Source organism: Silvimonas sp. (genome assembly GCF_031291215.1).
Classification (GTDB): Bacteria; Pseudomonadota; Gammaproteobacteria; order Burkholderiales; family Chitinibacteraceae; genus Silvimonas; species Silvimonas soli.
Map to the genome: position 1 here is coordinate 134,595 of NZ_JARLJK010000059.1, position 20,659 is coordinate 155,253.

16 protein-coding genes and 1 tRNA gene are annotated in these 20,659 nt (G+C 59.2%); 8 read left to right on the plus strand and 9 right to left on the minus strand.

What is annotated here, in order from left to right; genetic code table 11:
• The first annotated feature begins 72 nt into the window (after positions 1–72).
• The 3 genes from P4L78_RS05210 to P4L78_RS05220 all read left to right on the plus strand — a co-directional run bounded on the left by P4L78_RS05210 (position 73) and on the right by P4L78_RS05220 (position 3,852).
• Entirely contained in the window at positions 73–1,374 is a 1,302-nt protein-coding gene (locus tag P4L78_RS05210; protein ID WP_309327158.1) for an aminodeoxychorismate synthase component I, read from the plus strand.
• A gap of 71 nt (positions 1,375–1,445) precedes the next feature.
• Positions 1,446–2,273, plus strand: a complete 828-nt coding sequence (gene pabC, locus P4L78_RS05215; protein ID WP_283148328.1) for an aminodeoxychorismate lyase — start codon at positions 1,446–1,448, stop codon at positions 2,271–2,273.
• Between the two features lie 229 nt (positions 2,274–2,502).
• The gene (locus tag P4L78_RS05220; RefSeq protein WP_309327159.1) at positions 2,503–3,852 is read left to right on the plus strand and encodes a sigma 54-interacting transcriptional regulator; all 1,350 of its coding nucleotides are present in this window, start codon (positions 2,503–2,505) and stop codon (positions 3,850–3,852) included.
• Here P4L78_RS05220 and P4L78_RS05225 read toward each other — a convergent pair.
• From P4L78_RS05225 to P4L78_RS05250, 6 genes are read right to left on the minus strand one after another with little or no spacing between them, the layout of a single operon-like run.
• Positions 3,834–4,625, minus strand: a complete 792-nt coding sequence (locus tag P4L78_RS05225) for an amidohydrolase family protein (protein ID WP_283148330.1) — start codon at positions 4,623–4,625, stop codon at positions 3,834–3,836. The two genes, P4L78_RS05220 and P4L78_RS05225, sit on opposite strands and share 19 nt — an antisense overlap.
• A complete protein-coding gene (locus tag P4L78_RS05230; protein WP_309327160.1) occupies positions 4,622–5,392 on the minus strand; it encodes a GIY-YIG nuclease family protein in 771 nt (256 codons plus the stop codon). The genes P4L78_RS05225 and P4L78_RS05230 overlap by 4 nt, the downstream gene beginning before the upstream one ends.
• Positions 5,385–6,515, minus strand: a complete 1,131-nt coding sequence (locus tag P4L78_RS05235; protein WP_309327161.1) for an aminotransferase class I/II-fold pyridoxal phosphate-dependent enzyme — start codon at positions 6,513–6,515, stop codon at positions 5,385–5,387. Before P4L78_RS05235 ends, P4L78_RS05230 begins: the two co-directional genes overlap by 8 nt.
• Positions 6,516–6,525: 10 nt before the next feature.
• Complete coding sequence (locus P4L78_RS05240) at positions 6,526–8,580, minus strand: hypothetical protein (RefSeq protein WP_283148333.1); 2,055 nt, start codon at positions 8,578–8,580, stop codon at positions 6,526–6,528.
• 20 nt (positions 8,581–8,600) lie between these two features.
• The gene (locus tag P4L78_RS05245; RefSeq protein ID WP_283148334.1) at positions 8,601–9,938 is read right to left on the minus strand and encodes a hypothetical protein; all 1,338 of its coding nucleotides are present in this window, start codon (positions 9,936–9,938) and stop codon (positions 8,601–8,603) included.
• 20 nt (positions 9,939–9,958) lie between these two features.
• Positions 9,959–11,038 carry a hypothetical protein gene (locus P4L78_RS05250; RefSeq protein WP_309327163.1) on the minus strand — a complete coding sequence of 360 codons (1,080 nt, stop codon included), beginning with the start codon at positions 11,036–11,038 and terminating at the stop codon, positions 9,959–9,961.
• Positions 11,039–11,397: 359 nt separating this feature from the next.
• Here P4L78_RS05250 and P4L78_RS05255 point away from each other — a divergent pair, with 359 nt between their 5' ends.
• Positions 11,398–11,667 carry a hypothetical protein gene (locus P4L78_RS05255; protein WP_283148336.1) on the plus strand — a complete coding sequence of 90 codons (270 nt, stop codon included), beginning with the start codon at positions 11,398–11,400 and terminating at the stop codon, positions 11,665–11,667.
• Between the two features lie 186 nt (positions 11,668–11,853).
• On the opposite strand, the gene P4L78_RS05260 is transcribed toward P4L78_RS05255, so the two are convergent.
• Positions 11,854–11,943 (minus strand) — tRNA-Ser (locus P4L78_RS05260).
• 109 nt (positions 11,944–12,052) lie between these two features.
• On the opposite strand from P4L78_RS05260, the gene mltF reads away from it, so the two are divergent.
• The 4 genes from mltF to P4L78_RS05280 all read left to right on the plus strand — a co-directional run bounded on the left by mltF (position 12,053) and on the right by P4L78_RS05280 (position 17,398).
• On the plus strand, positions 12,053–13,558 hold the full coding sequence (gene mltF / locus P4L78_RS05265; RefSeq protein ID WP_309327164.1) for a membrane-bound lytic murein transglycosylase MltF: 1,506 nt from the start codon (positions 12,053–12,055) through the stop codon (positions 13,556–13,558).
• Between the two features lie 147 nt (positions 13,559–13,705).
• Positions 13,706–15,094: a glutamate--tRNA ligase gene (gene gltX, locus P4L78_RS05270; RefSeq protein WP_309327165.1), complete on the plus strand. Its 1,389-nt coding sequence runs from the start codon at positions 13,706–13,708 to the stop codon at positions 15,092–15,094.
• 83 nt (positions 15,095–15,177) lie between these two features.
• A complete protein-coding gene (gene nagZ / locus P4L78_RS05275; RefSeq protein ID WP_309327166.1) occupies positions 15,178–16,713 on the plus strand; it encodes a beta-N-acetylhexosaminidase in 1,536 nt (511 codons plus the stop codon).
• Positions 16,714–16,930: 217 nt separating this feature from the next.
• Positions 16,931–17,398, plus strand: coding sequence for a hypothetical protein (locus tag P4L78_RS05280; protein ID WP_283148340.1), 468 nt, complete (start codon positions 16,931–16,933; stop codon positions 17,396–17,398).
• Between the two features lie 88 nt (positions 17,399–17,486).
• On the opposite strand, the gene P4L78_RS05285 is transcribed toward P4L78_RS05280, so the two are convergent.
• Both P4L78_RS05285 and glgP read right to left on the minus strand, forming a co-directional pair.
• Positions 17,487–18,035 (minus strand): NUDIX hydrolase, encoded by a 549-nt coding sequence (locus P4L78_RS05285; protein ID WP_309327167.1) that lies wholly within the window; start codon positions 18,033–18,035, stop codon positions 17,487–17,489.
• Between the two features lie 162 nt (positions 18,036–18,197).
• Positions 18,198–20,645, minus strand: coding sequence for a glycogen/starch/alpha-glucan family phosphorylase (gene glgP / locus P4L78_RS05290; RefSeq protein ID WP_309327168.1), 2,448 nt, complete (start codon positions 20,643–20,645; stop codon positions 18,198–18,200).
• Positions 20,646–20,659 lie beyond the last annotated feature (14 nt).

The window sequence follows — 20,659 nt, forward strand, 5'->3', positions numbered from 1 at the left end:
CTCTGTGTAGCCCCGCGACGCTGTGGCGGGGGTATTCCGTTGGGATGGCGTTCTGCCTGATAAAATGCCGTCATGACTTCTCCCGCATTCCATATCCGCCCTTTGTCGCAGCCGGTTGATCTGGCTCAGTGGCATGCCGCCGCGCCAGCCAGCTTTCCTATGTTGCTGCAATCAAGCGGCGCAACGGGTTGGGATGTCTTGCTGGCGTTGCCGCAGACATCGCGTATGTACCGGCAGGCGGATGCTGCCCAGTTTCTGGATGATCTGGCGGCATTGCCATGCAATCTGCCGGACGTTGCCGCGCTGCCTTTTATCGGCGGCTGGGGCGTGTATGCGGCGTACGAATTGCTGCATCAGTTCGAACCAACCGTGCCAACGCGTGATACCGCCGATGTGCCCGTGGCTGCACTGTGGCGTTGTCCCGCCGCCGTCTTGCATCACCGCGACGAGCAACGATGGCTGCTGGTGGCCGAGTCGGTCGAACTGATCGATGAACTGGAACGGCAGATTGCCACTTTACCTGGCTACGCTGCCAATCCCGTGGCCGTGGCAAGCGTAGCCGAAGATGATCCGCAAGCGTTTCTGGATGGCGTGCTGGCCAGCAAGCGTTACGTATACGAAGGCGACGTGTTTCAGGTCAACTTGTCCCGCGCCTGGGATATCACGCTGGCCAGTGGCTCGGCCAGCGATGTCTACGCCCAATTGCGTCGCGCCAACCCGGCACCGTTTTCAGCGATTTGCCATCTGGGTGATTACGACATCATCAGTTCGTCGCCGGAACGGCTGGTCAAAGTACGCGAGCAGATTGTAGAAACCCGGCCCATTGCCGGTACCCATCCACGCTCAACCGATCCGCAAGAAGATGCGCGTCTGAAAGAACAACTGCTGGCGACTGTCAAAGAGCGGGCCGAACACATCATGCTGGTGGACCTGGAGCGCAACGATCTGGGGCGCATTGCCAAGCCAGGCACGGTGCAGGTCGATGAATTGATGGCTGTCGCCAGTTATGCCTACGTGCATCACATTGAATCCAACGTGCGTGGAGAATTACAAGACGGCGTGAATCCCGCGCAAGTGCTGCGGGCGTTGTTTCCCGGCGGCACCATCACCGGCTGCCCCAAAGTGCGCTGTATGCAGATTATTCGTGAGCTTGAACAGCGGCCACGCCACGCTTATACCGGTAGCCTCGGCTATATCAGCAATGATGGCAGCATGGATTTGAATATCCTGATCCGGACCTTTTTAATGCATGACGACCATCTGTATTTTCGGGCTGGCGCGGGTATCGTGGCGGATTCTGAGCCCGAGCGTGAGCTGCAGGAAACCCGCCATAAAGCGCGCGGCTTGTTGCGGGCGCTGGGGCTCGATCAATAACCCGCACTATTTCGGGTAGTGGCACGTTTGCCAACCCGAGCAATCAGCCAGTGAAACAACCGGGAGCCAGCATGACGATGAGACTGATTAACGGTGTCCCCGCCGAGCGGCTGAATGTGGCGGATCGGGCTTTTCAGTTTGGCGACGGCGTATTCAGAACGCTGTTTCTGAAAGATGGCGTAATTCCCTTTCTGGGGCGCCATCTGACAAAGCTGCGCGCCGATGCCCATGCGCTGGATATCCCCGCCCCGGATGACGAACTCTGGTTAGCAGATATCCGTGCCTGCGACGTGACTGAGGCGACTTTCAAGCTGATCCTCACTCGTGGCGAAACGCCGCGTGGTTATGCCTACCCCGCTGACTTGGCTCCCAATCGCCTGGTGCAATGTACCCCCCCACCAGTGCCAAGGCGCTTTGGTGAGTCTGGCGCCACGGTCCGGCTTTGCGAAACACCTGCAGGCTGGCAACCGCGCCTTGCCGGTATTAAGCATTTGAATCGGCTGGAGAATGTTCTTGCACGAGCCGAGTGGCAAGACCCGGACATTTTTGAGGGCTTGTTGCTGGATCGGGATGGTTGCGTGCTGGAAGGCACCATGACCAATCTGCTGATGCTCGAAGCAGGGCGACTGGTGACCCCATTGCTGGAGAGCGGTGGTGTGGCGGGGGTGATGCGTCAGGTCGCACTGGAGGCCGCGCAAGCGCTGGGCTGGTCCTCGGCGCAGGAACGGATTGCGCTGCCACGCTTGCTGGCGGCTGAGCGGGTCTGGCTGTGCAACAGTCTGATTGGTGTGGTGCCGGTGGGCACGCTGGAGCAAGCTAGATGGGAGGCGCACCCGGCGGATGAAGTCCTCACTCAGGCCATTGCGCAGATGGCCAGTCAGGAAAGTATCCCGCTGTGAAGGCCGGGCAACGCACCTTGGTCCGTTGCCTTTCTCTCTGCCCGCGTCATGGCCTGAAAGCGGCTGTGATTGGGTATTCAAACGCGATATCCGTCTATCTTATTCAGCCCTGACCGACCGTAGCCTGCTCTATGAAAGAAGTCGGTGATCCGGGCTGCCGCGGCGTTTTCTGATTTCAAGCTAAATAATACTCGACCCGGAAAGTTGTCGATTTGTGCGAGGTTGAGGGATGCGCGTCGTTCTCGATCAGGAGGACGCGCGGCGGCTGGGACAGTCGCTGCGCCAGCATGGCTTGCCGGAGAGTCTGGATTTGTCCGGCGACGGAGATGGCTTGCTGGCAGTAGTGATCCTGGCCGAAGAAAAACGCGTCAGCGCAGCGGCTGAACGCTGGTTACGCCATCAACCCCTTCCCGATGCTTTTATTATTGGCTGCACTCGCGGCACCCGCTGTTATTGCCAGCCACAAGACTGGTGGCCCGTCGCCATCTGCGATCTGGTCTCCGCTGACGACCAGGACACACTACTCACCGAACTGGCTTTACGCCTGGCGCGCCTGGCAGAAATGGAAGCCATTCTGGCCTCGGACTGGCTGCACGAACGCGCCGTGGGCTGTTCTGCCATCTGGCGGCAAACGCTGCGCATGGTGGCGGAAGTCGGCCGCTTTGGTCACGGTGCCTGTCTGCTGCTGGGCGAAAGTGGCTGCGGCAAAGAACTGCTGGCACGGCTGGTGCACGATCTGGACCCGAAACGGCGGCGCGGACCGTTTGTAGTGGTGGACTGTACAACGCTCAGTCCGGAGCTATCGGGTAGCGAACTGTTTGGTCACGCCAGGGGCGCGTTTACGCATGCGCTCACCGCGCGTGATGGTGCCGTTGCGCTGGCCGACGGTGGCACCTTGTTTCTGGATGAAGTCGGCGAGCTGGAGTTACCGCTGCAAGCGCGCTTGTTGCGGGTGATTCAGGAACACACCTACAAGCGGGTAGGTGAGGACAACTGGCGTCAATCCGATTTTCGGCTGACCTGCGCCACCAACCGCGATCTTGAGGCTGAAGTCGTCGCCGGACGATTTCGAGCCGATTTGTATTTCCGCATCACGCAATGGACCGTGCGCGCTCCCTGTCTGGCGGAACGTCGCGAAGACATCCCGCTATTGGTCCGGCACTTTCTGGCCGAAAGCGGTCAGGCCATCCCGCAGGTCATGCCCGAGGTCATGCAGCAACTGGTCAGCGCCGATTACCCTGGCAACGTGCGCGAATTGCGCAATGTGGTGCTGCGCATGGCGGATCGGCAGCAAGGTTTTCATGTATTGAGTACCGGCGGATTGCAGGGAATAGGCCTGGTTGCGGACATGGTGTTTGCTGGCACCAACGGCAGTTGGGAGCAGGCGCTGGCTGCGGCGGTGGAAGGGGCACTGGACGCAGGCTTGGGCTTGAAAGGCATTGGGCAACTGGCCGAGTCCGTAGCGGTTCAGGTGGCGGTACTCCGCGCTGGTTCAACCACCCGCGCTGCAGAATTGCTTGGGGTCACGCCACGTGCGCTGCAATTGCGACGACAAGGGCGTCAACCGGATAGCGGGTGATGAGAACGTAAGCGCCGCGCATCCGGAACGCCCGTAGTGGAGCGACCTGCGCGCCGTAACAAGCGCAGGGCATTGCCGCTGGTCATGCTGGCAAAGGCGGCGGAGGAAGGGCGCAAGGCACGAATCTTGGCCAGCTCCAGTCCTGGATGCAGCCACGGCCCATCTGATCCAAACAACAATTTGCCTGGCCCGGCACGGACAAAAGCTTCTTCCAGCAGGTCAAACCGGCGCACGCCAGCCGTGTCGGCAAACAAGTTCGGATGCCGCACGATCAGATCAATCACCCGGCGTTGCGCGGCCCAGTCATCGGCAAAGCTGCCTAAATGTGCAAAGACAAAGGCCACATCAGGATGGGTTTGTGCCAGCAAATCCAGCGGGCCAGTATCGCCACCCGGGTCATACAGCACCGGTAATTGCCAGCGGCGGGCGGCGTCGCAAATCTGCCGGTTGATGCGTGCGTCGTGCCGATGCACCTTGATGCCGCGCAAGCCCAGTTGGAGCACCGCTTCTTCGATCATGCGGTGCACACGTTCCCGGTCGCGCTGGCCGTGGATCATGGCAAAGCCGATCCAGCGCTGCGGCTCGGCGCGGACCAGCGCGGCAACGTCACGGTTGCCTTGCGCGTAGTCAGACTGGAATACCGGCAGCAGCACGGTGCGGCCTATGCCAGCTTCAGTCGCACGGCGGGCGTAATCGGCTAGCGGGGCGGTGGTATCCCACGGGCCGGTCATGCCATCGCCCTGGCCCGCATGGCAGTGAAAATCGATAATCATGCTGCTAACTCGAATTCGGCGCCCGGTAGCAAGAGGAGCTGGTTGCCTGGTGCTCTGGCCGAAGTCAACCCGCCCGGGAGCAAGTTACGAATCGTCAAACCGCCAGGACCAACTCTCAGCGTGCCTTGCAAACGATCATTCGACACCCGTGGGCCGAGTGCGCGCACCAGCGCGTGTTCAACTGCCGCCAAGTCTTGCGGGCGCTCGACGCTGGCCGACCAGGCGCTTAATCCGCCATCGCGATGGCGCACCGCGCACCACAAATGCTGACGTAGCCGTTGCGGCAGGTTTTGCGACATGCCGACGTAAACGGGTAAGGAGCCCCGCATCAGCATGTAGATACCCGCGCTACGTGTACCGTTCATGGCATCGGTCAGGCTGTTCCAGTATTGCCAGCGCAAAACGAGATTGGCCGATTTGGGGCTGGATTCAAACTCCAGTTCCAGCTGGCGGCTTTCATTCAACAAGTCTCGCATTACCTGGGGCACGATACTCAAACCAACCAGCTCCAGCACGCCGCTGCTTTTCTGTTGTCGGGCCAGCAAACAAGCCCGGAAGCACGCGCCGGTGCTTTGATACTTGGCGGTGCCGACGCGCGGCTGGCTGCTGACGCGGCGCGCGCGGCTGATGATGAGCCGCAAATCCTGGATCAGCATTTGTGGCGGGGTTCCGGCGGGGTAGCTGCGCGCGTCGGCAATCAGCCGCAGCAAGCGCCGCATGCGCCACGGTGCAAGTTCCAGCGTTTCTCCATCGGCAGTTTTAAACATGCTGGCGGTCCTCCGTGAGGCGAGTTCTGGCCGGTTCTGCCGCGGGTTTGGGCAACTGCGGGGCCAGTGTAGCCATCGCCAATAACAAGGCATCGATATCGGCTTGGCGATGATTGGCGCGCAAGATCACCGCCAGCGCGTAACGTCCCTCGCGCTGCCGCAATAAGGCCGTGCGAAAACCACTGGCGCGCAAACCGGTATGCAAGGCTTGCGTACGTTCTGCGGTCGCCAGACACAAATGCTGCAAGGGGTGATTGCGGCGGGACGTTTGCAGATCAGGTAGCTTGCCACGGGCCAGCCGACGCAATCCGAGATGCAGATGTTGCAACAATTGCAATAGCTGCAGCCGCCGTCGCGCGCCGTCGCGCTGATTGAGTGCCAGCGCGTTCAACCCGGCCCGCAATGCGGTTTCGCTGGCGCTGCTGCAATGGGTCTGGGTGGGGCCGTCACGTGCTACATCGCGGACCAGATTCAGCGGCCCGCACAAGGTGGCCAGGGGCGCACCAAATGCCTTGGCCCACGATGCCAGCAACAACACCGGTTGTGTCCGGCCAAGTGCGGCGTAGCGCAAGGCGCCGCCGCCGCCCTGGCCCCACGGCTGCGGTGCGGACGGGTGTTCGCCCATCAATCCAAGCATCTGGCTATGATCAACCACAATCAAACCTCCATACCGTTGCACCAGTTTCAGGTAACGCGCCAGCGGTACCGGTGCGCCTTCGCGTCGCGTTGCATCGGTGATCACGGCGGGCGGGCGTCCACCCCAACGTTGCTTGATCTGCAGTGTCAGATCGGCCAGATCACCATGGCGGAACCACGTCACCTGCACGCCCATGCCCATTACGCGCTCCAGCCCCCAGCGCATGACCGGATACAGTGCCTCGTCGGCGATCAGCGCGTGCGTGCGACCCAGACGATCAAACACATCAATGGCCAGATGCAGGGTGGAAGGCGCCACCATCCCGGCTTCGCATCCCTGCAACTCGGCGGCCTGCGCCGCCAGCAGGGTGGCCAGTGGCGCAGTCGCCAGCGAAGCCGGGGCACCGGTGGTTAGCGCCGGGTAAAACCCCAACTGCGTTGCTGGATGTTGCAGCCCCAGATACAGCGCCGTGGCAAAGTCGATCATGGCGCCCCCGTTATGCGACCTTCATTCCTTTGCGTTCACGCAAGCGGCGCAACAAGTGCATGCCAGGCACCTGTACGTCGACCGGTTCCGCGCTCACATCCACGCCGGTGACCGCACGATAGGAGTGGATGTAGGTCTGGATTTCCGGGCGGAAGAAAGTCGCCCAGTTGGCGGCGTTAACCGGGTCGTTGATGGAATTCCAGTCGCCCCAGCGGATCGACGACACAATCTGTTCACCCATGGTGGCCAGTTGCCAGAACTGGTAGGTATTGGTATCGCCCCAGCCTTGTAGTTTGCGCATGCTTTCCACCGAGTGCATCCACGGTTCCGGATAGGCCACCATCGCCCGTCGTGGCAGGAATTCGCGAAACTCTGGTCGTGCCAGCAACCACTGCTGCATCATCATCTCAACGCGTGAGGTGGTGGGCAGATCACGGAACTGGTTGTGCGCGCCTTCGGACAAGATCAGATGCACCTCGCGCAAGGCGTTCAGCAGCGGGAAGCCATCGGGCACAACCGTGGTGTCATCGGCTTGGCGGAAGAACGGCACGCACAGGTTCAGTAACGTGTGAAAAGCTTCGAGGAACTTGCTGCGGTTGTCCGCAGCTTGGGCTGGCGGCACTGCTTTGCCATACAATTTCAGGCCGTATTCATGGCAATACTCAGCGGCACGGCGTTCAATCGGCAAGCGGTGTTGCTCGTCTTGCACCCAGCCCCAGATCAGATTATTCAGTGGCCGCAACGGGTCCAGTTCGAGTTGCGCCAACGGGTCGCGTGGACCGCCCGAAACATTCTGGAAGCGCCTTGAGACCGCGTTCATGGTCTGCACCAGCTGCAGCTCTTCCATCCAGTAGCTCCAGATCAGCTCGATGAGCGGCGGATGGGTGAGCTTGGCGGAGATGTTGTCATTCCAGTGACTCAACCACAGGCAACCCTCACCGCAAAAGCCTGGCTCGGTCATTCCAGTGGTTTTAAGCTGGATCTGCGTGGTGGCGACCGCTTGTGTGGTTGCTTCCAGCGCATCCTCAATGACCGCTGCGGCATCCGAGCCCTGCAAGGCCATGGCCACGCGTTGCAGATATGGCAACGTGGGCGACATGCCTTTGCCAAAGTACTGCTGAGCCAAAGCGTTGGCACCGCCAGGAGTAGAGATATTCAAACCCAGGCGCTCATTGGCTAGAGCCACTGCGGCCGGATCGTCGGCCAGCAAGGTGGCAATGGTTTTGGCATCGGCGCCGCGCGGTGCAACGCCGCCCCACGTGATGACAAACGCTTCAGTTGCCACTTTCAGGGCGCGATAGGCATCGGTATCGGTAAATGGGAGAAAGCGGCGACGGCTCAATTGAGCGGCTTTGTGATAAAGCGGCGCTTTACGACTGCCGATGGCGTCTGGCGTAGTGCTGTCCGGCCCGTCCGGGAAGAACAGCAAGTCCAGTTGCCGGGCGTAGTTATCCCAGCTGAGCATGTCGGCATTGAGTTTGATCAACAGCCACAGTGCAACATCGCCGGTCAGCGGGCGGCTGGTCCGTTGCAGGCTGACCATGGACGGCGGCGTGTAATCGGTGATGTCAGCAGGCCCGGAACTGGCGGCCAGCGGATCAAGCGGGCTCAGAAAACTGCTCGGCCTTAGCGGTGCCCCGGAAGTGCCGCCAGTAGAGCCTGGACCGGTCACTGGCAATGCTCTGGCCGCCGCGATATCAGTAGTGGCCGCAGGCAGGGCCACGTTGCCGGTGAGCGTGACCTCATTCCCGGAAAACAAGGCATTGACCGCCGTGATCAGTTGAGGGGTGATTTCGGTTACGCCAATCAGCTTGCCCAGCTCAAAAGCGGTTTCCAGAATCTGCGTCGGATCACTGGTGATGTTCTTTTGCAGAATCTTCAGTGTGATTGACGCGCTGACCGTTTGCGCACCAGCCGGGTCCAGCAACACCGTCTGGTCTTTGGTATAGCTGGAGTACGCCAGAATGGTGCCGGTCAGACTGGATATCGGTACCGCCACTGTATAACTGTTGATGTCAATCTGATGGCTGTCCAGCAGCAGACCTGTAAGGGTTATGGTACTCATTGCCTTTCTCCTTCAGAGAATCATGCATAAGCGGCGAGAGGCGTCCGGATCGGGCGACGCTGGTTCAACACCACACTCAGTTGTGCGCTGCCTGCGGTCCACGGCAGGTATCCCGCCAGAGCCCAGCGCTGCAGCAACGCGGCGATCACTTGCAACTCCTGGTCTGCTGGCAACAAACCGCTGTAGCGCGCCTGGCCCAATACGGCGAAAGCCAGCGTCGGGGTATCGGCCAGAAATTGTTGCGGCCGGGATTTGACGCTTTGCCAGATGTGCAGCAGGTGTTGCGGATGCCGGTCAGGCAAGCGCAGTGCCGAGCCCAGACTGCGGCCCGCCAGCGCTGGCGGATGCAATGCCAGCAAGACCGCCACAAATTGCGGGATCGACTGGTCCAGCTGTTCAAATGCCTGGCGTTGGCTGGCGTTCATTTGCCAGCGCGGATACTGCAGCTCCCATACTTTTTCCAGTGCCGCCCATTGCGGATGCGGATACAGCGCCTTACCCATGGCCAGCGACAATTTCACGCGGATCCACGGTGCCGGATGCGGGTCGTCCAGGGTGATACGCAAGACAAAAGCCCGCGGCAGGCTGACCACACTCATCAAACCGCAGGTGGCGGCAATGCCCACCCGCGACACCGCCCACAAATCGGCCAGAATCTCGCCAATCCAGCGATCCCACGCTTGCCAGGCGACAGGCATCGCCTGCGCATGACCAAACCGCGCCGGGAGTGCCCGCTTGAAGGTATTGGCCAGCTCCAGCAAGGCCGAAGCCTGATGCCCCACTTCATGGAACAACGAAGCAGCAATGCCCGTTCCGACCATCCGTTCACGTGGCATCCGGATAACCGCCACCGGATTGTTGCCACCCCCCGGTAAGCGCGTGCGCGCTCGCCGGATTGCTCCACCATGCCCGCGCTCGACATAACAAATCACCGGCGGCGCCTTGATGGCCGCGCCCGGTTGGCGCAAGCCATCCTGGGCGGCCACGTCCAGACCGGACAACCAGATGCCCGTGCCATGCTGACTGCGTTGGGTAAGCACTTCGGCAAAGATTTCGAAGTGCGTTAACGCGGCCTGAAAATACAGCTTGAGCAAGGCATAACGGCGTTGTGCGGCGGCGACGTTCTGTGGTGTGGCGCTTAACTGGCGCAATTGCCGCAAGAAGCGGGCGATCCGCAAGCGCAACTGCCGTCTTGCCGCCTGCATATGCTGTTCAATGGCCGCCATGGCTTCGTCACTGACATTGGCCGCTGGCACCATTGGCATTTGCAAGGCGTAGGGCAGTTGCGCATCCAGACGTGCCCGAATGCCGAGCACTTCCTGTTCAAGCAACCGCAAGGCTTGGGTGCATGGATTCATCGCGAAGGGCCTTGCGTTGGTCAGTACACCGGTCGCTGCGGCGCCAGAATCAGGATGATCGCCCGCCCGTTGCGTGAGCGGCGCCAGACGCCGGATTGGGGAATGCCCGCCGCGCGTGGCAACGCGCTACCGCAAGAAGGGCAGCCCGCACTGGCTGGCGCCGGATAACCTCCGCTCACTGCCGGCGCGGCATAGCCCGATCCGGAATACCCAGGGCTGGAGTAGCTCTGGCCGGTATAACCCGGACCGGCATAGCCTGGCCCGGCGTAACCTGGGCTTCCTGCGCCAGCGGATTGGGCGTAACGACGTTGCCCACCACCGTAATAACGGGGATAACCGGGGCGTGCAGCCGCATTGGCAATTGCCGCACCAAAGATCGGCAATCCAGCCTGCCGCGCTGCGGCAACACCTTGGCGAGCAATCACCCGCATGGCAGGTAACAAACCCGGTGCGACCTGGCGCGCTGCGCGCAAAAAGGCAACGCGTGCAGCTTTAGCCGGGGGCACATGTGGCGGAATGGTGGTCAGATGCCGTGCCGCGTGCTGGCCAATCTTCACCAGTCGCCGGGCCACTTCAAACTCACGGTCCTCGTTGCTCAGTCCTTCCAGTTCCAAGCCCAGTGCACCGCCCGCCATGCTGGCCAGCTTGCCGCCAATCATGCCGCCTGCGCCCGGGATAATCATGTTGCCCAACGCGCTGCCCACGATCGGCAGGGCAGATTTGGCGGCAGATTTCAAAATTCCGCCCAGCGCTTTACCGGCGCCTGATTTGGCAAAATTGCTGGCTGCCCGACCCACCGACTTGATCAAACTGCCCAGGAATTGTTCCATTTCCTGTTCGCTGTTAACGGAGAGCAATTCTGCGGCCAGTTCCATCTCCTGCATTTCGCCTGAGACTTCGCTTTCGAATTCGTTCTCGAATTCGTTTTCACCTTCGCCCTCGTTCTCAAACTCACCCTCGAACTCGCCCTCAAATTCATTGGCAAACTCGCCTTCCAGTTCCTGACCGAATTCGCCGGACAGTTCGGGGGAAAGCTCCTGTTCAAACTCGTTGTAACCAGGGCCCCAACCGCCAGGCCTGGAGGTTCCGATATCGTGCATTTGCCGCTCCTTTCATGCTGAGGTTGGCGAGAACCAGGGTCTCGCATGCCTCTAGCAACGCAGGATTCGTGCCAATACCAAAAAAATCATAAGACTTTGAAAAACAAAAGAATTTTTTGTTTTGGTAATTTAAATCTTGCGAACATGGCTTCGCCTGACATAAAACTGTCTAAGGCTTGTGCGAAGTTTTCTTCGCATTGAAAGTGCCCCAGCAGATTCTTGCAAGTGGATGTATTCTCAGGGATGGGCATGGAGGCAACCGGATGAATATCATCAGGTTTTGCTTCTGCATCGGTATATGAGGGAGGCGCGCTGTGATTTCAGACCGCCATCCCGATCTGGTAACGAGGAGCGTGAAAATGATCGAATCGAGGAAAGGACATTGGCACCAGGCGGGCATCGCAATGGCTGCTGCCGGGTTGCTGGTGCTATCTGGCGCAAGCTTTGCCACGGAGCAATCACAGCAGCGCCAGGAAGGCAGAAACGCCAACCAGTCTGCCAAACACGATGCGCGCTCAAACAAGGTGGACTGCCGGCAAGCAAACGAGAAGAGCAACTCTGCTTGCCGCCAGGACAAACGCGACACCAAGCAGACTGGCCGCCAGGACAAACGCGATATCAAGTATTAACGCGGTGTGTCTGATGGATGTGGCGTGCCTGGGTAAAGGAACGCGCAGTGGCGGTTTGGCGTGCGGGTAGCGCAGTTACCCGGTGTGATAAAGCTGAAAGCAAGGCCGGATGGCTTGGCAGTTCACGCGCATAAACCGCGAAAACAAAAAAGCCCTGAATAGTTTCAGGGCCTTTTGTTGGTTCTTTGGCGGAGAGGGAGGGATTCGAACCCTCGGTAGGCTCGCACCTACGCCTGATTTCGAGTCAGGTACATTCGACCACTCTGCCACCTCTCCGCAAAGAAGGGCGGATTCTAGCCCGTTTTCTCTGGTCTGCCAAGTCTTCACGTTTGCGCTGAGGCAATAAAGTTGGCAGACTGCCGGTTCCTTAACGCTTAGGAGTCGCATGAAACGCTGGTTGATCTCATTGGCCGCAGTGGCACTCGTGGGTTGTGGAGGCATGAATGACAAAGCTTCCGATCAACATCTTGTGTCATGGAAAGATTCGAAAGAGCTGGTAGTTCTGGTCCAGAATGGCCCGACTTCCCTCTACATCGATGCCGAAGGCAACTACGCCGGTTTGGAATACGACCTGCTAACGAAATTTGCCCAATCCAATGGCCTGAAAATTCGCTTTGTAGTGGACAGCAGTTACGCGCGTCTACTGCAACGGCTCCAACACAACGAGGCGCATATCGCCGTTGGCTTGCATGCCGACGACTCGCACCCCGGTCTGGTGTTTGGACCCTCCTATCAATCGGTTTCACCCGTGCTGGTTTATCCGGCAGCCATGACCGAAGCAGCGGCCTGGCAAAAGCTGTACAACGGGGAAGCCACCATCAAGACCCTGCCGCAATATGTCCCGGCGCTGGACAAACTCAAAATCCAGCACCCATCTCTGACATGGCAGGTCGTTCAAGACCAGGATAACGAAAGCCTGATTCAAAGTGTGTCCGGCGGCGAGCTTGATTTCGCGCTGGTGGATTCGCACGCGGCTGATGTGGCGCAGAATTATTTTCCGCAGGTGGGCATGACTGACACCATCGGTACGCCGCAGCAACTGGCCTGGGCTTTGGGCAGCAATGACAAAGATTTGCAGGGCATGGTCCAGCATTTCTTTGGCCAGGTGCAGGCCGACGGTACTTTGCGTCAGCTGATGGATCGCTACTATGGTCACGTCAATCGTGTCGATCAGATGGATGCGCAGGCCTTCCTGGATAAACGCCAGGATGTTTTGCCGACCTTCAGCAAGTGGTTCCACGAAGCCGAGAAGAAAACCGGTCTGGACTGGCGCTTGGTTGCCGCCTTGTCTTATCAGGAATCGCATTGGGACCCATCTGCCGTTTCGCCATCTGGTGTGCGCGGCATCATGATGCTGACCACCGATACGGCACAGCGGCTGGGCGTGGATCGTCTTAATCCGTATCAGAGCATTCTGGGCGGTGCGCGTTATATCGCCACGCTGCGTGATGGCCTGGATCAAGGTGTCCCGGAACCGGATCGCACGTTCATGGCGCTGGCCGCGTACAACGTGGGCTTGGGCCACTTGCTTGATGCGCGTGAGCTGGCGCGCAAGATGAACAAGAACGCCGACAGCTGGGCGGATGTAAAAAGTATCCTGCCATTGCTGCGCCTGCCCAAGTACTTCAGCCAGACCAAGTACGGATTTGCCCGCGGCGGCGAGCCGGTGGTGTTTGTCGAGTCCCTGCGGACGTACTACGACGTGCTGGCGCGATTCGAGCCGCCCATGAGCGCCTCGCAGCCGGTGTTGTCCAGCGAGATTGAAGTGCGCAACCCGCACAACTTGCCGCTGGCCATCAACAGTGCGCTGCGCCCCGCGCCAGCCACACCGGTCTCCGCGTCTGCCGTGGCAGCCAAAGCGCAGCCCTTGCACCTGGCAATGCTTCACTAGTGATTCCGGGCGCAGTTCGCGCCTGTTCACGTTGTTCCTCATGTTCTCGCCACCGGCCTGCCAGCGTGCAGCGCCGGGATTTTGGCGAGGCAGCCTCACAGCCGGTACAATGGCGCTCTTATTGCACACCGCAACAGAGAGCCTATCGTGACCGTTCGTACCCGTTTCGCCCCTAGCCCCACCGGTTTGCTGCATATCGGCGGCGTGCGCACCGCGCTGTTTTCCTGGGCGTTTGCCCGCAAGAACGCTGGCACCTTCGTGCTGCGTATTGAAGATACCGATCTGGAACGCTCCACTCCCGAATCGGTACAGGCGATCATGGACGGCATGCATTGGGTCGGTCTGGACTACGACGAAGGTCCGTTCTACCAGATGCAACGTATGGACCGGTACAAGGAAGTGATCCAGCAAATGCTGGCCGCCGGTACCGCGTACTACTGCTATTGCAGCAAAGAAGAATTGGAAGCCATGCGCGCCGAGCAAGAAGCGCGTGGCGAAAAGCCGCGCTATGACCGCCGCTGGCGTCCGGTGGCTGGCAAAACCCTGCCGCCAGCCCCGGCTGATATCAAACCGGTGGTGCGCTTTTTGAACCCGATTGACGGCGTAGTGGCTTGGGACGACCAGGTGAAAGGCCGTATCGAGATCAGCAATACCGAAATGGACGACTTGATCATCGCCCGTCCGGATGGCACGCCCACCTACAATTTCTGCGTGGTGGTGGATGACTGGGACATGAAAATCACCCACGTGATTCGCGGGGATGACCACGTCAACAACACGCCACGGCAGATCAATATTTTCAAGGCTCTGGGTGCAACGCTACCGTTGTTTGGCCATTTGCCGATGATCCATAACGATCAAGGCCAGAAGCTCTCCAAACGCCGTGACGCGGTGAGCGTGGTGGATTACGACAAAGCCGGTTTCCTGCCCGAAGCGCTGTTGAACTATCTGGCCCGCCTGGGCTGGGGCCACGGTGATGACGAGTTCTTCACCATGGAGCAATTTGTTGAATGGTTCGACCTGAAAGACGTCAGCCCTAGCCCGAGCCGTTTCGACCGGGAAAAGCTGCTGTGGCTGAACGCGCAGCATATCAAGGTGGCGGAACCCGCACGTCTGGCTGCGCGTGTGGCCGATTTCCTTAGCGACAAAGGCATTGATGCCAGCACTGGCCCGGCGCTGACTGACGTGTGCATGTTGCTGAACGACCGCTCACAAACGTTGGTGGAAATGGCCGACCAGGCGGAGTACTTCTATCGCGCGCTGACCCCAACGACCGACATCGTTGAAAAACATCTGACACCGGATGACGAAGCGCGGCTGGGCTTCTTCGCTGAAGGCGCTGCCAAGCTGGAAACCTGGGATCAACCGACTCTGGGCCAGTTCATCAAAGACTTTGTCAAAGCCCAAGGCGTGAAGATGCCAATGGTGGGCATGCCTTTACGGGCCAAGGTGCTGGGCACCACGCACACGCCGTCGGTCGATGCCGTACTGGCACTGCTGGGGCGTGAAGAAGTACTCAAGCGGCTGGCGTCCTGATCGCCATGCGCTAACAAGCCCGGGGGAGCCGCAACTGGTTCATCCGGGCTTTTTCATTTCATGTGGTTTGCCCAAGATATCCAATGATGACTCTTGACCAACTTTCACTCGAACAGAAAATCGGCCAGTTGTTGATGGTGGGTTTTGATGGCCTGACACCCAATGCCCACATCGAACATCTGTTGCGCCAGCGCCAGGTGGGCGGCGTGATTCTGTTCCGGCGCAATGTCGATCAACCGCGGCAGATTGCCGCGTTAAACCGCGCTTTGCAGCAGATCAACGCTGAACGCAGTGATATCCCGCTGTTGATCGGTATTGATCAAGAAGGCGGCATGGTGGCGCGGATTGAAAATGGCGTGACGCCGTTGCCGTCGGCACTGGCTTTCCAGGCGGCTGGTTCGGTGGACGATTGCGAAACACTCACTCGTTACGCGAACGAAGAATTGCGGCAACTGGGCTTCACGGTCAACTTCGTCCCGGATGTCGATGTGAACAACAACCCGCGCAATCCGGTGATCGGCGTGCGCGCGTTTGGTGAAACGGTCGAGCAGGTCATCACGTACAGTCTGGCCGCCCTGCGTGGGGTGCAGGCGGCGGGGCTGGCGGCAACGGCCAAGCATTTCCCGGGACATGGCGATACCGATGTTGATTCGCATCTGGGCTTGCCACGCGTGCCGCATGACAGGGCGCGGCTGGACGCAGTGGAACTGGCACCGTTCAGGGCAGCTATCGCCGCCGGTGTGGATACGGTGATGACTTCGCACGTGGTGTTCCCGGCCTTTGAACCGGACCCCAATACGCCGGCAACGATGTCTCACGCGGTGCTGACGGGCCTGCTGCGTGAGGAACTGGGTTTTGAGGGCGTGGTATTTACCGATTGCCTGGAAATGGATGCCATTGCCAAAGGCCCAGGCACGGTGGCAGGGGCGGTGGCCGCATTCAAAGCCGGAGCCGATATCTTGCTGATCTCGCACACGCAAGCGCGGCAAGAGGGCTTTCTGGACGCATTGCTGGCCGCCGTTCAACAAGGCGAAATCAGCGAGAGCCGGATCGATCAGTCCGTTGCGCGCATCCTGGCGCTGAAGACCGCGCGCGCGACGAACTGGCAGCAATTGCCGGTTGACCCGACTGCGCAACTCGCGCAACCGCAGGCACTGGCGCTGTCCCAGGACGTACATCGCCGGGCGGTGACTACAGTCGGCCAGTGCGCTGTGCTGAATCCGGCCCAGCCGGTATTGCTGATTACGCTGGAAGTGCGCGAGCGCACGGAAATGGATGAAGTGGAGCCGCGCACTGATACTTTGGCTGCGCCACTGCTGGCAGCTGGGCTTACCGTACAGGAGGTTCGTCTGCCACTGGCGCCAGGTGCGGCGGATATCGCCAGTGTGGCGCAACTGGCGGCGCAGGCCGAACAGGTGGTCATGGTGAGCTACAACGCCATCTTGCAACCGGCCCAGCAGCAACTGCTGGCGCAATTACCCGCGCACAGGCTGTGGTTGGTGGCCGGGCGCTTGCCGTATGACTTGGGGCTGCTGGACAACGCGCGCGGCAGGTTGACTGTCTTTGCCAATCGTCCGGCGGCACTCGCAGCGATTGCCGAGCGTCTGCTGAAGCCATAACGCGGCAGCGTGTAGAGGCAAGTCGTGGGCTGGCCTGGATGGCATTGGGTTGGATATGACAAACGGGTATGTGGACAAACGCACTTCGGTTGCCTGAAGGTGGCAGCTATACTGCAACTTTTTTGCGGTTTGCGCGTTAGCTAGAAGGCAGGCATTTTACCCATTTTTGCATCGGGCATTGGCCCGGTGTTCGCACAACGTTTTTTTGGGAATCAGTATGAAACGAATTCTGGCGCTGTGTTTAAGCGCACTACTGGTCACGGCCACAGCCTTTGCTGAAGATGCACCGCTGCCGTTTGATGATCCGAACTCCGCCCCACCAGCGGGTCAAGTGCATCAGGCTGCCAAACCCGGCCACGCCACCAAGTCGACCGGTGCCAAGCAATCGGGCAAGCAGCAGGGCAAGTCGCACCATACGGGCAAGGCTAAATCCGGTAAGTCCACGGCCAAGAAGCCCGCTGGCAAACCAGCCAATAAAGCCACAGGCAAGTCGTCTGGCAAGGCGGGCACGACCCACACGTCCAAATCGCAGGGCAAGCACGCTGCCAAGCCGACCAAAGGCACTGCCGCAAAAAAACCGGCCACGTCCAGCAAGTCGACGTCCAGCAAGTCCAAATCGACCAAGCCTGCGGCATCGACCAAAACTGCGAAGCCAGCCAAGGCTCAGCACAAGCAACACCAATAAGCTCGGCGCAAACTTTCGCGGGGCGAATCAACAAAAAGGCCGGAACATATCCGGCCTTTTTGTTTTGCTGCGGTGATCTGCGCGGGCGTCAGGCCTTGAACAGTTGTTCCAGCCAGAACACGCCAGCAACGGTTTTGCCATCGGTGATACTGCCATCCAGAATCCCGCTGACCAGTTCTTCCCGCCGTTTGGTGACCAGTTCCAGAAACTCGCCTTCATCCAGTTGCGCATCTCCGGCGACCAGACCTTCGGCCAGGAAGATATGAATTTCTTCGGATGTATAACTGATGATCGGGTGGATCACGCCCAGCTTTTTCCAGTGCCTGGCGGTATAGCCGGTTTCTTCCAGTAATTCGCGCTTGCCGCAAGCTAACGGATCTTCGCCAGCATCCAGTTTGCCTGCCGGGAACTCCAGAAAAACGCGATTAAACGGATAACGGAACTGCCTTTCCATTAGCAAAGAGCCATCGTCCAGTACCGGAATCACCATCACTGCGCCGGGGTGTTTGATGAACTCGCGCGTGGCTTCGCTGCCATCGGGTAACCGCACGGTGTCGCGGGTGATATGCAGCAGCGCGCCGTCAAAGACGTTTTCGCTGGCAATGCCGGTTTCGATCAGATGAGCATCGTCTTTCATTGGGGGTTTCCAGAAAGTGGCCGAAATTGCGCGCTAGCCTGTGAGTGTGACACCAGCGCGCATCCAACAAGTTTGAGTCGGCATTATGCCTGACTGACGCTGGAATGAATTCGGAGGCAGCCTGGGCTGCCTCCGACGGAGACCACATTACGCCGGTGCGGGTTAGAGTTTGACTGGCTGCACGTTCCAGATTTCTTCGGCGTATTCGCGAATGGTGCGATCCGACGAAAACGGCCCCATGCCCGCGATATTCATCACCGCGCTGTGGGTCCAGGCGGCCTTGTTGCGATAGAGCGCGTCCACCTTGTCTTGAGCATCCACGTACGAGCGGTAATCGGCCAGCAACTGGTAGTGATCACCCCAGTTCACCAGTACATCAAAAATGGCGCGATAGCGTTCCGGGTCATCCGGGCTGAAATGGCCCGATGCCAGCAAGTTGAGCACCTCATGCAATTCGGCATCTTCATCGTAAAACTTGCGCGGGTTGTAGTGCTCTTTGCGCAAGGTATCGACCTGGTCGGTGGTGTTGCCGAAGATAAAGATGTTCTCATCGCCGACATGCTCTTTGATCTCGACATTGGCGCCGTCCAGCGTGCCAATGGTGAGCGCACCATTGAGCGCAAACTTCATATTGCCGGTGCCTGAAGCTTCGGTGCCTGCCAGGGAAATCTGCTCTGACAAATCCGCCGCCGGGATAATCAACTCCGCCAGACTCACCCCGTAGTTCGGGATGAACACCACTTTGAGTTTGTCGCCAATGACCGGGTCGTTATTGATTTTGCGGCCCACGTCGTTGATCAGTTTGATGATCAGCTTCGCCATCTTGTAGGCCGAAGCGGCTTTGCCGGCGAAGATCACCACACGCGGCACCCAGTCTTTTTCTGGATGCTTGATGATGCGGTTGTAACGGGTGATCACGTGCAGCACGTTAAGCAACTGGCGTTTGTATTCGTGGATGCGTTTGACCTGCACGTCAAACAAGGCGTGCGGATCAATCACCCCGCCCATCTTGCGGGCAATGTACTGGGTCAGCCGCTGTTTGTTGGCGAACTTGGCTTCGGCCACGGCGTCGATAAACGCCGGGAAGTCGATATGCTGTTTCAGTTCGGCTAGTTCATCCAGATTGCCGCGCCAGGTTTTGCCGATGTAATAATCAATAACGCCGGAAAGCGCCGGATTGGCCTGCGCCAGCCAGCGGCGCGGAGTAATGCCGTTGGTTTTATTGCAGAAGCGATCCGGGAACAGCGCCGCAAAATCGGCGAAGATCGATTGCACCATCAAGTCTGAGTGCAGCTGCGACACGCCGTTGATCTTGTGACTGGCGACCACAGCCAGCCAGGCCATGCGCACCCGGCGCTCGCCGGATTCATCAATCAGCGAGATGCGGCGGATCAGGTCGATATCATCTTTGTGGTGATCACGCGTATCGTCCAGGAAGCGCTCATTGATCTCGAAAATGATCTTCATGTGTCGCGGCAGTACGCGATTCAGAATCTCGACCGGCCAGGTTTCCAGCGCTTCGGACATTAGCGTGTGGTTGGTGTAGCTGAACACTTTCTGGGTGATGGCCCAAGCCTCGTCCCACTTGATGTCAAAGTCATCGATCAACAGTCGCATCAGTTCTGGAATAGCCAGCACCGGGTGCGTGTCGTTCAGATGGATCGACGTTTTCTCGGCAAACTTGGCGAAGTTTTCATGCGTCTGCCGGTAGCGCCGAATGATGTCCTGCAAACTGGCCGAGGTGAAGAAATACTCCTGGCGCAGGCGCAGTTCTTTGCCGCTATAAGTCGAATCGTCCGGGTACAACACGCGCGAGACGTTTTCAGAAAGATTCTTTTCTTCAACGGCGGCAAAGTAATCGCCCTCGTTGAACTTGGACAAGTTGATCTCGTTGGAGGAGCGTGCCGACCACAGCCGCAGCGTGTTGGTGGCGATGGTGTCGTAACCTGGGATGATCTGGTCATGGGCGACGGCAAACACGTCCTGTGTCTGCATCCAGCGCGTGCGTGAGCCTTCCATTTGCAAGTGGCCACCGAAGCGCACCAGATACTGCACTTCAAAGCGCTCAAATTCCCACGGATAACCGTTGGCCAGCCAGTAGTCCGGCGATTCCACCTGGTTGCCGTCGATGATGCGCTGTTTGAACATACCGTAGTCGTAGCGGATGCCATAGCCATAGCCGGGCAAGCCCAGGGTGGCCATGGAATCCAGAAAACATGCCGCCAGCCGTCCCAGACCGCCATTGCCCAAGGCGGCATCGGGTTCGAGTTCAACCAGTTCGTTGTAATCCATGCCCAGTTCATCCAGCGCGCCGCGCACTTCGTCATACAGCCCGAGTGCCAGCAGGGCGTTGGTGAGCGCACGGCCAATCAGGAATTCCATGGAGAGGTAGTACACGCGCTTCACGTCTTGCGAATACTGGGCACGAGTGGTGCGCATCCAGCGTTCAATTAACCGGTCGCGCACCGCCAGAAATGAAGCGTTAAGCCAGTCTCTAGATTGCGCCGAAATCGGATCTTTACCGATGGCGAACACCAGTTTGTTGGCAATGGAGCGTTTGAGCGACGCTACGTCGGTGTTGGGGGAGTCGTGGACGAACGAAACCGTCATCGTGAATCTCCAGT

Bases quoted from the DNA above. Each gene is read 5' to 3' on its own strand.
- P4L78_RS05245 (WP_283148334.1), bottom strand. From the start codon at position 9,938: ATGAATCCATGCACCCAAGCCTTGCGGTTGCTTGAACAGGAAGTGCTC.
- P4L78_RS05210 (WP_309327158.1), top strand. From the start codon at position 73: ATGACTTCTCCCGCATTCCATATCCGCCCTTTGTCGCAGCCGGTTGAT.
- P4L78_RS05220 (WP_309327159.1), top strand. From the start codon at position 2,503: ATGCGCGTCGTTCTCGATCAGGAGGACGCGCGGCGGCTGGGACAGTCG.
- P4L78_RS05240 (WP_283148333.1), bottom strand. From the start codon at position 8,580: ATGAGTACCATAACCCTTACAGGTCTGCTGCTGGACAGCCATCAGATT.
- P4L78_RS05230 (WP_309327160.1), bottom strand. From the start codon at position 5,392: ATGTTTAAAACTGCCGATGGAGAAACGCTGGAACTTGCACCGTGGCGC.
- P4L78_RS05255 (WP_283148336.1), top strand. From the start codon at position 11,398: ATGATCGAATCGAGGAAAGGACATTGGCACCAGGCGGGCATCGCAATG.
- P4L78_RS05250 (WP_309327163.1), bottom strand. From the start codon at position 11,038: ATGCACGATATCGGAACCTCCAGGCCTGGCGGTTGGGGCCCTGGTTAC.
- glgP (WP_309327168.1), bottom strand. From the start codon at position 20,645: ATGACGGTTTCGTTCGTCCACGACTCCCCCAACACCGACGTAGCGTCG.
- mltF (WP_309327164.1), top strand. From the start codon at position 12,053: ATGAAACGCTGGTTGATCTCATTGGCCGCAGTGGCACTCGTGGGTTGT.
- nagZ (WP_309327166.1), top strand. From the start codon at position 15,178: ATGATGACTCTTGACCAACTTTCACTCGAACAGAAAATCGGCCAGTTG.
- P4L78_RS05235 (WP_309327161.1), bottom strand. From the start codon at position 6,515: ATGATCGACTTTGCCACGGCGCTGTATCTGGGGCTGCAACATCCAGCA.
- P4L78_RS05285 (WP_309327167.1), bottom strand. From the start codon at position 18,035: ATGAAAGACGATGCTCATCTGATCGAAACCGGCATTGCCAGCGAAAAC.
- P4L78_RS05280 (WP_283148340.1), top strand. From the start codon at position 16,931: ATGAAACGAATTCTGGCGCTGTGTTTAAGCGCACTACTGGTCACGGCC.
- P4L78_RS05225 (WP_283148330.1), bottom strand. From the start codon at position 4,625: ATGATTATCGATTTTCACTGCCATGCGGGCCAGGGCGATGGCATGACC.
- pabC (WP_283148328.1), top strand. From the start codon at position 1,446: ATGACGATGAGACTGATTAACGGTGTCCCCGCCGAGCGGCTGAATGTG.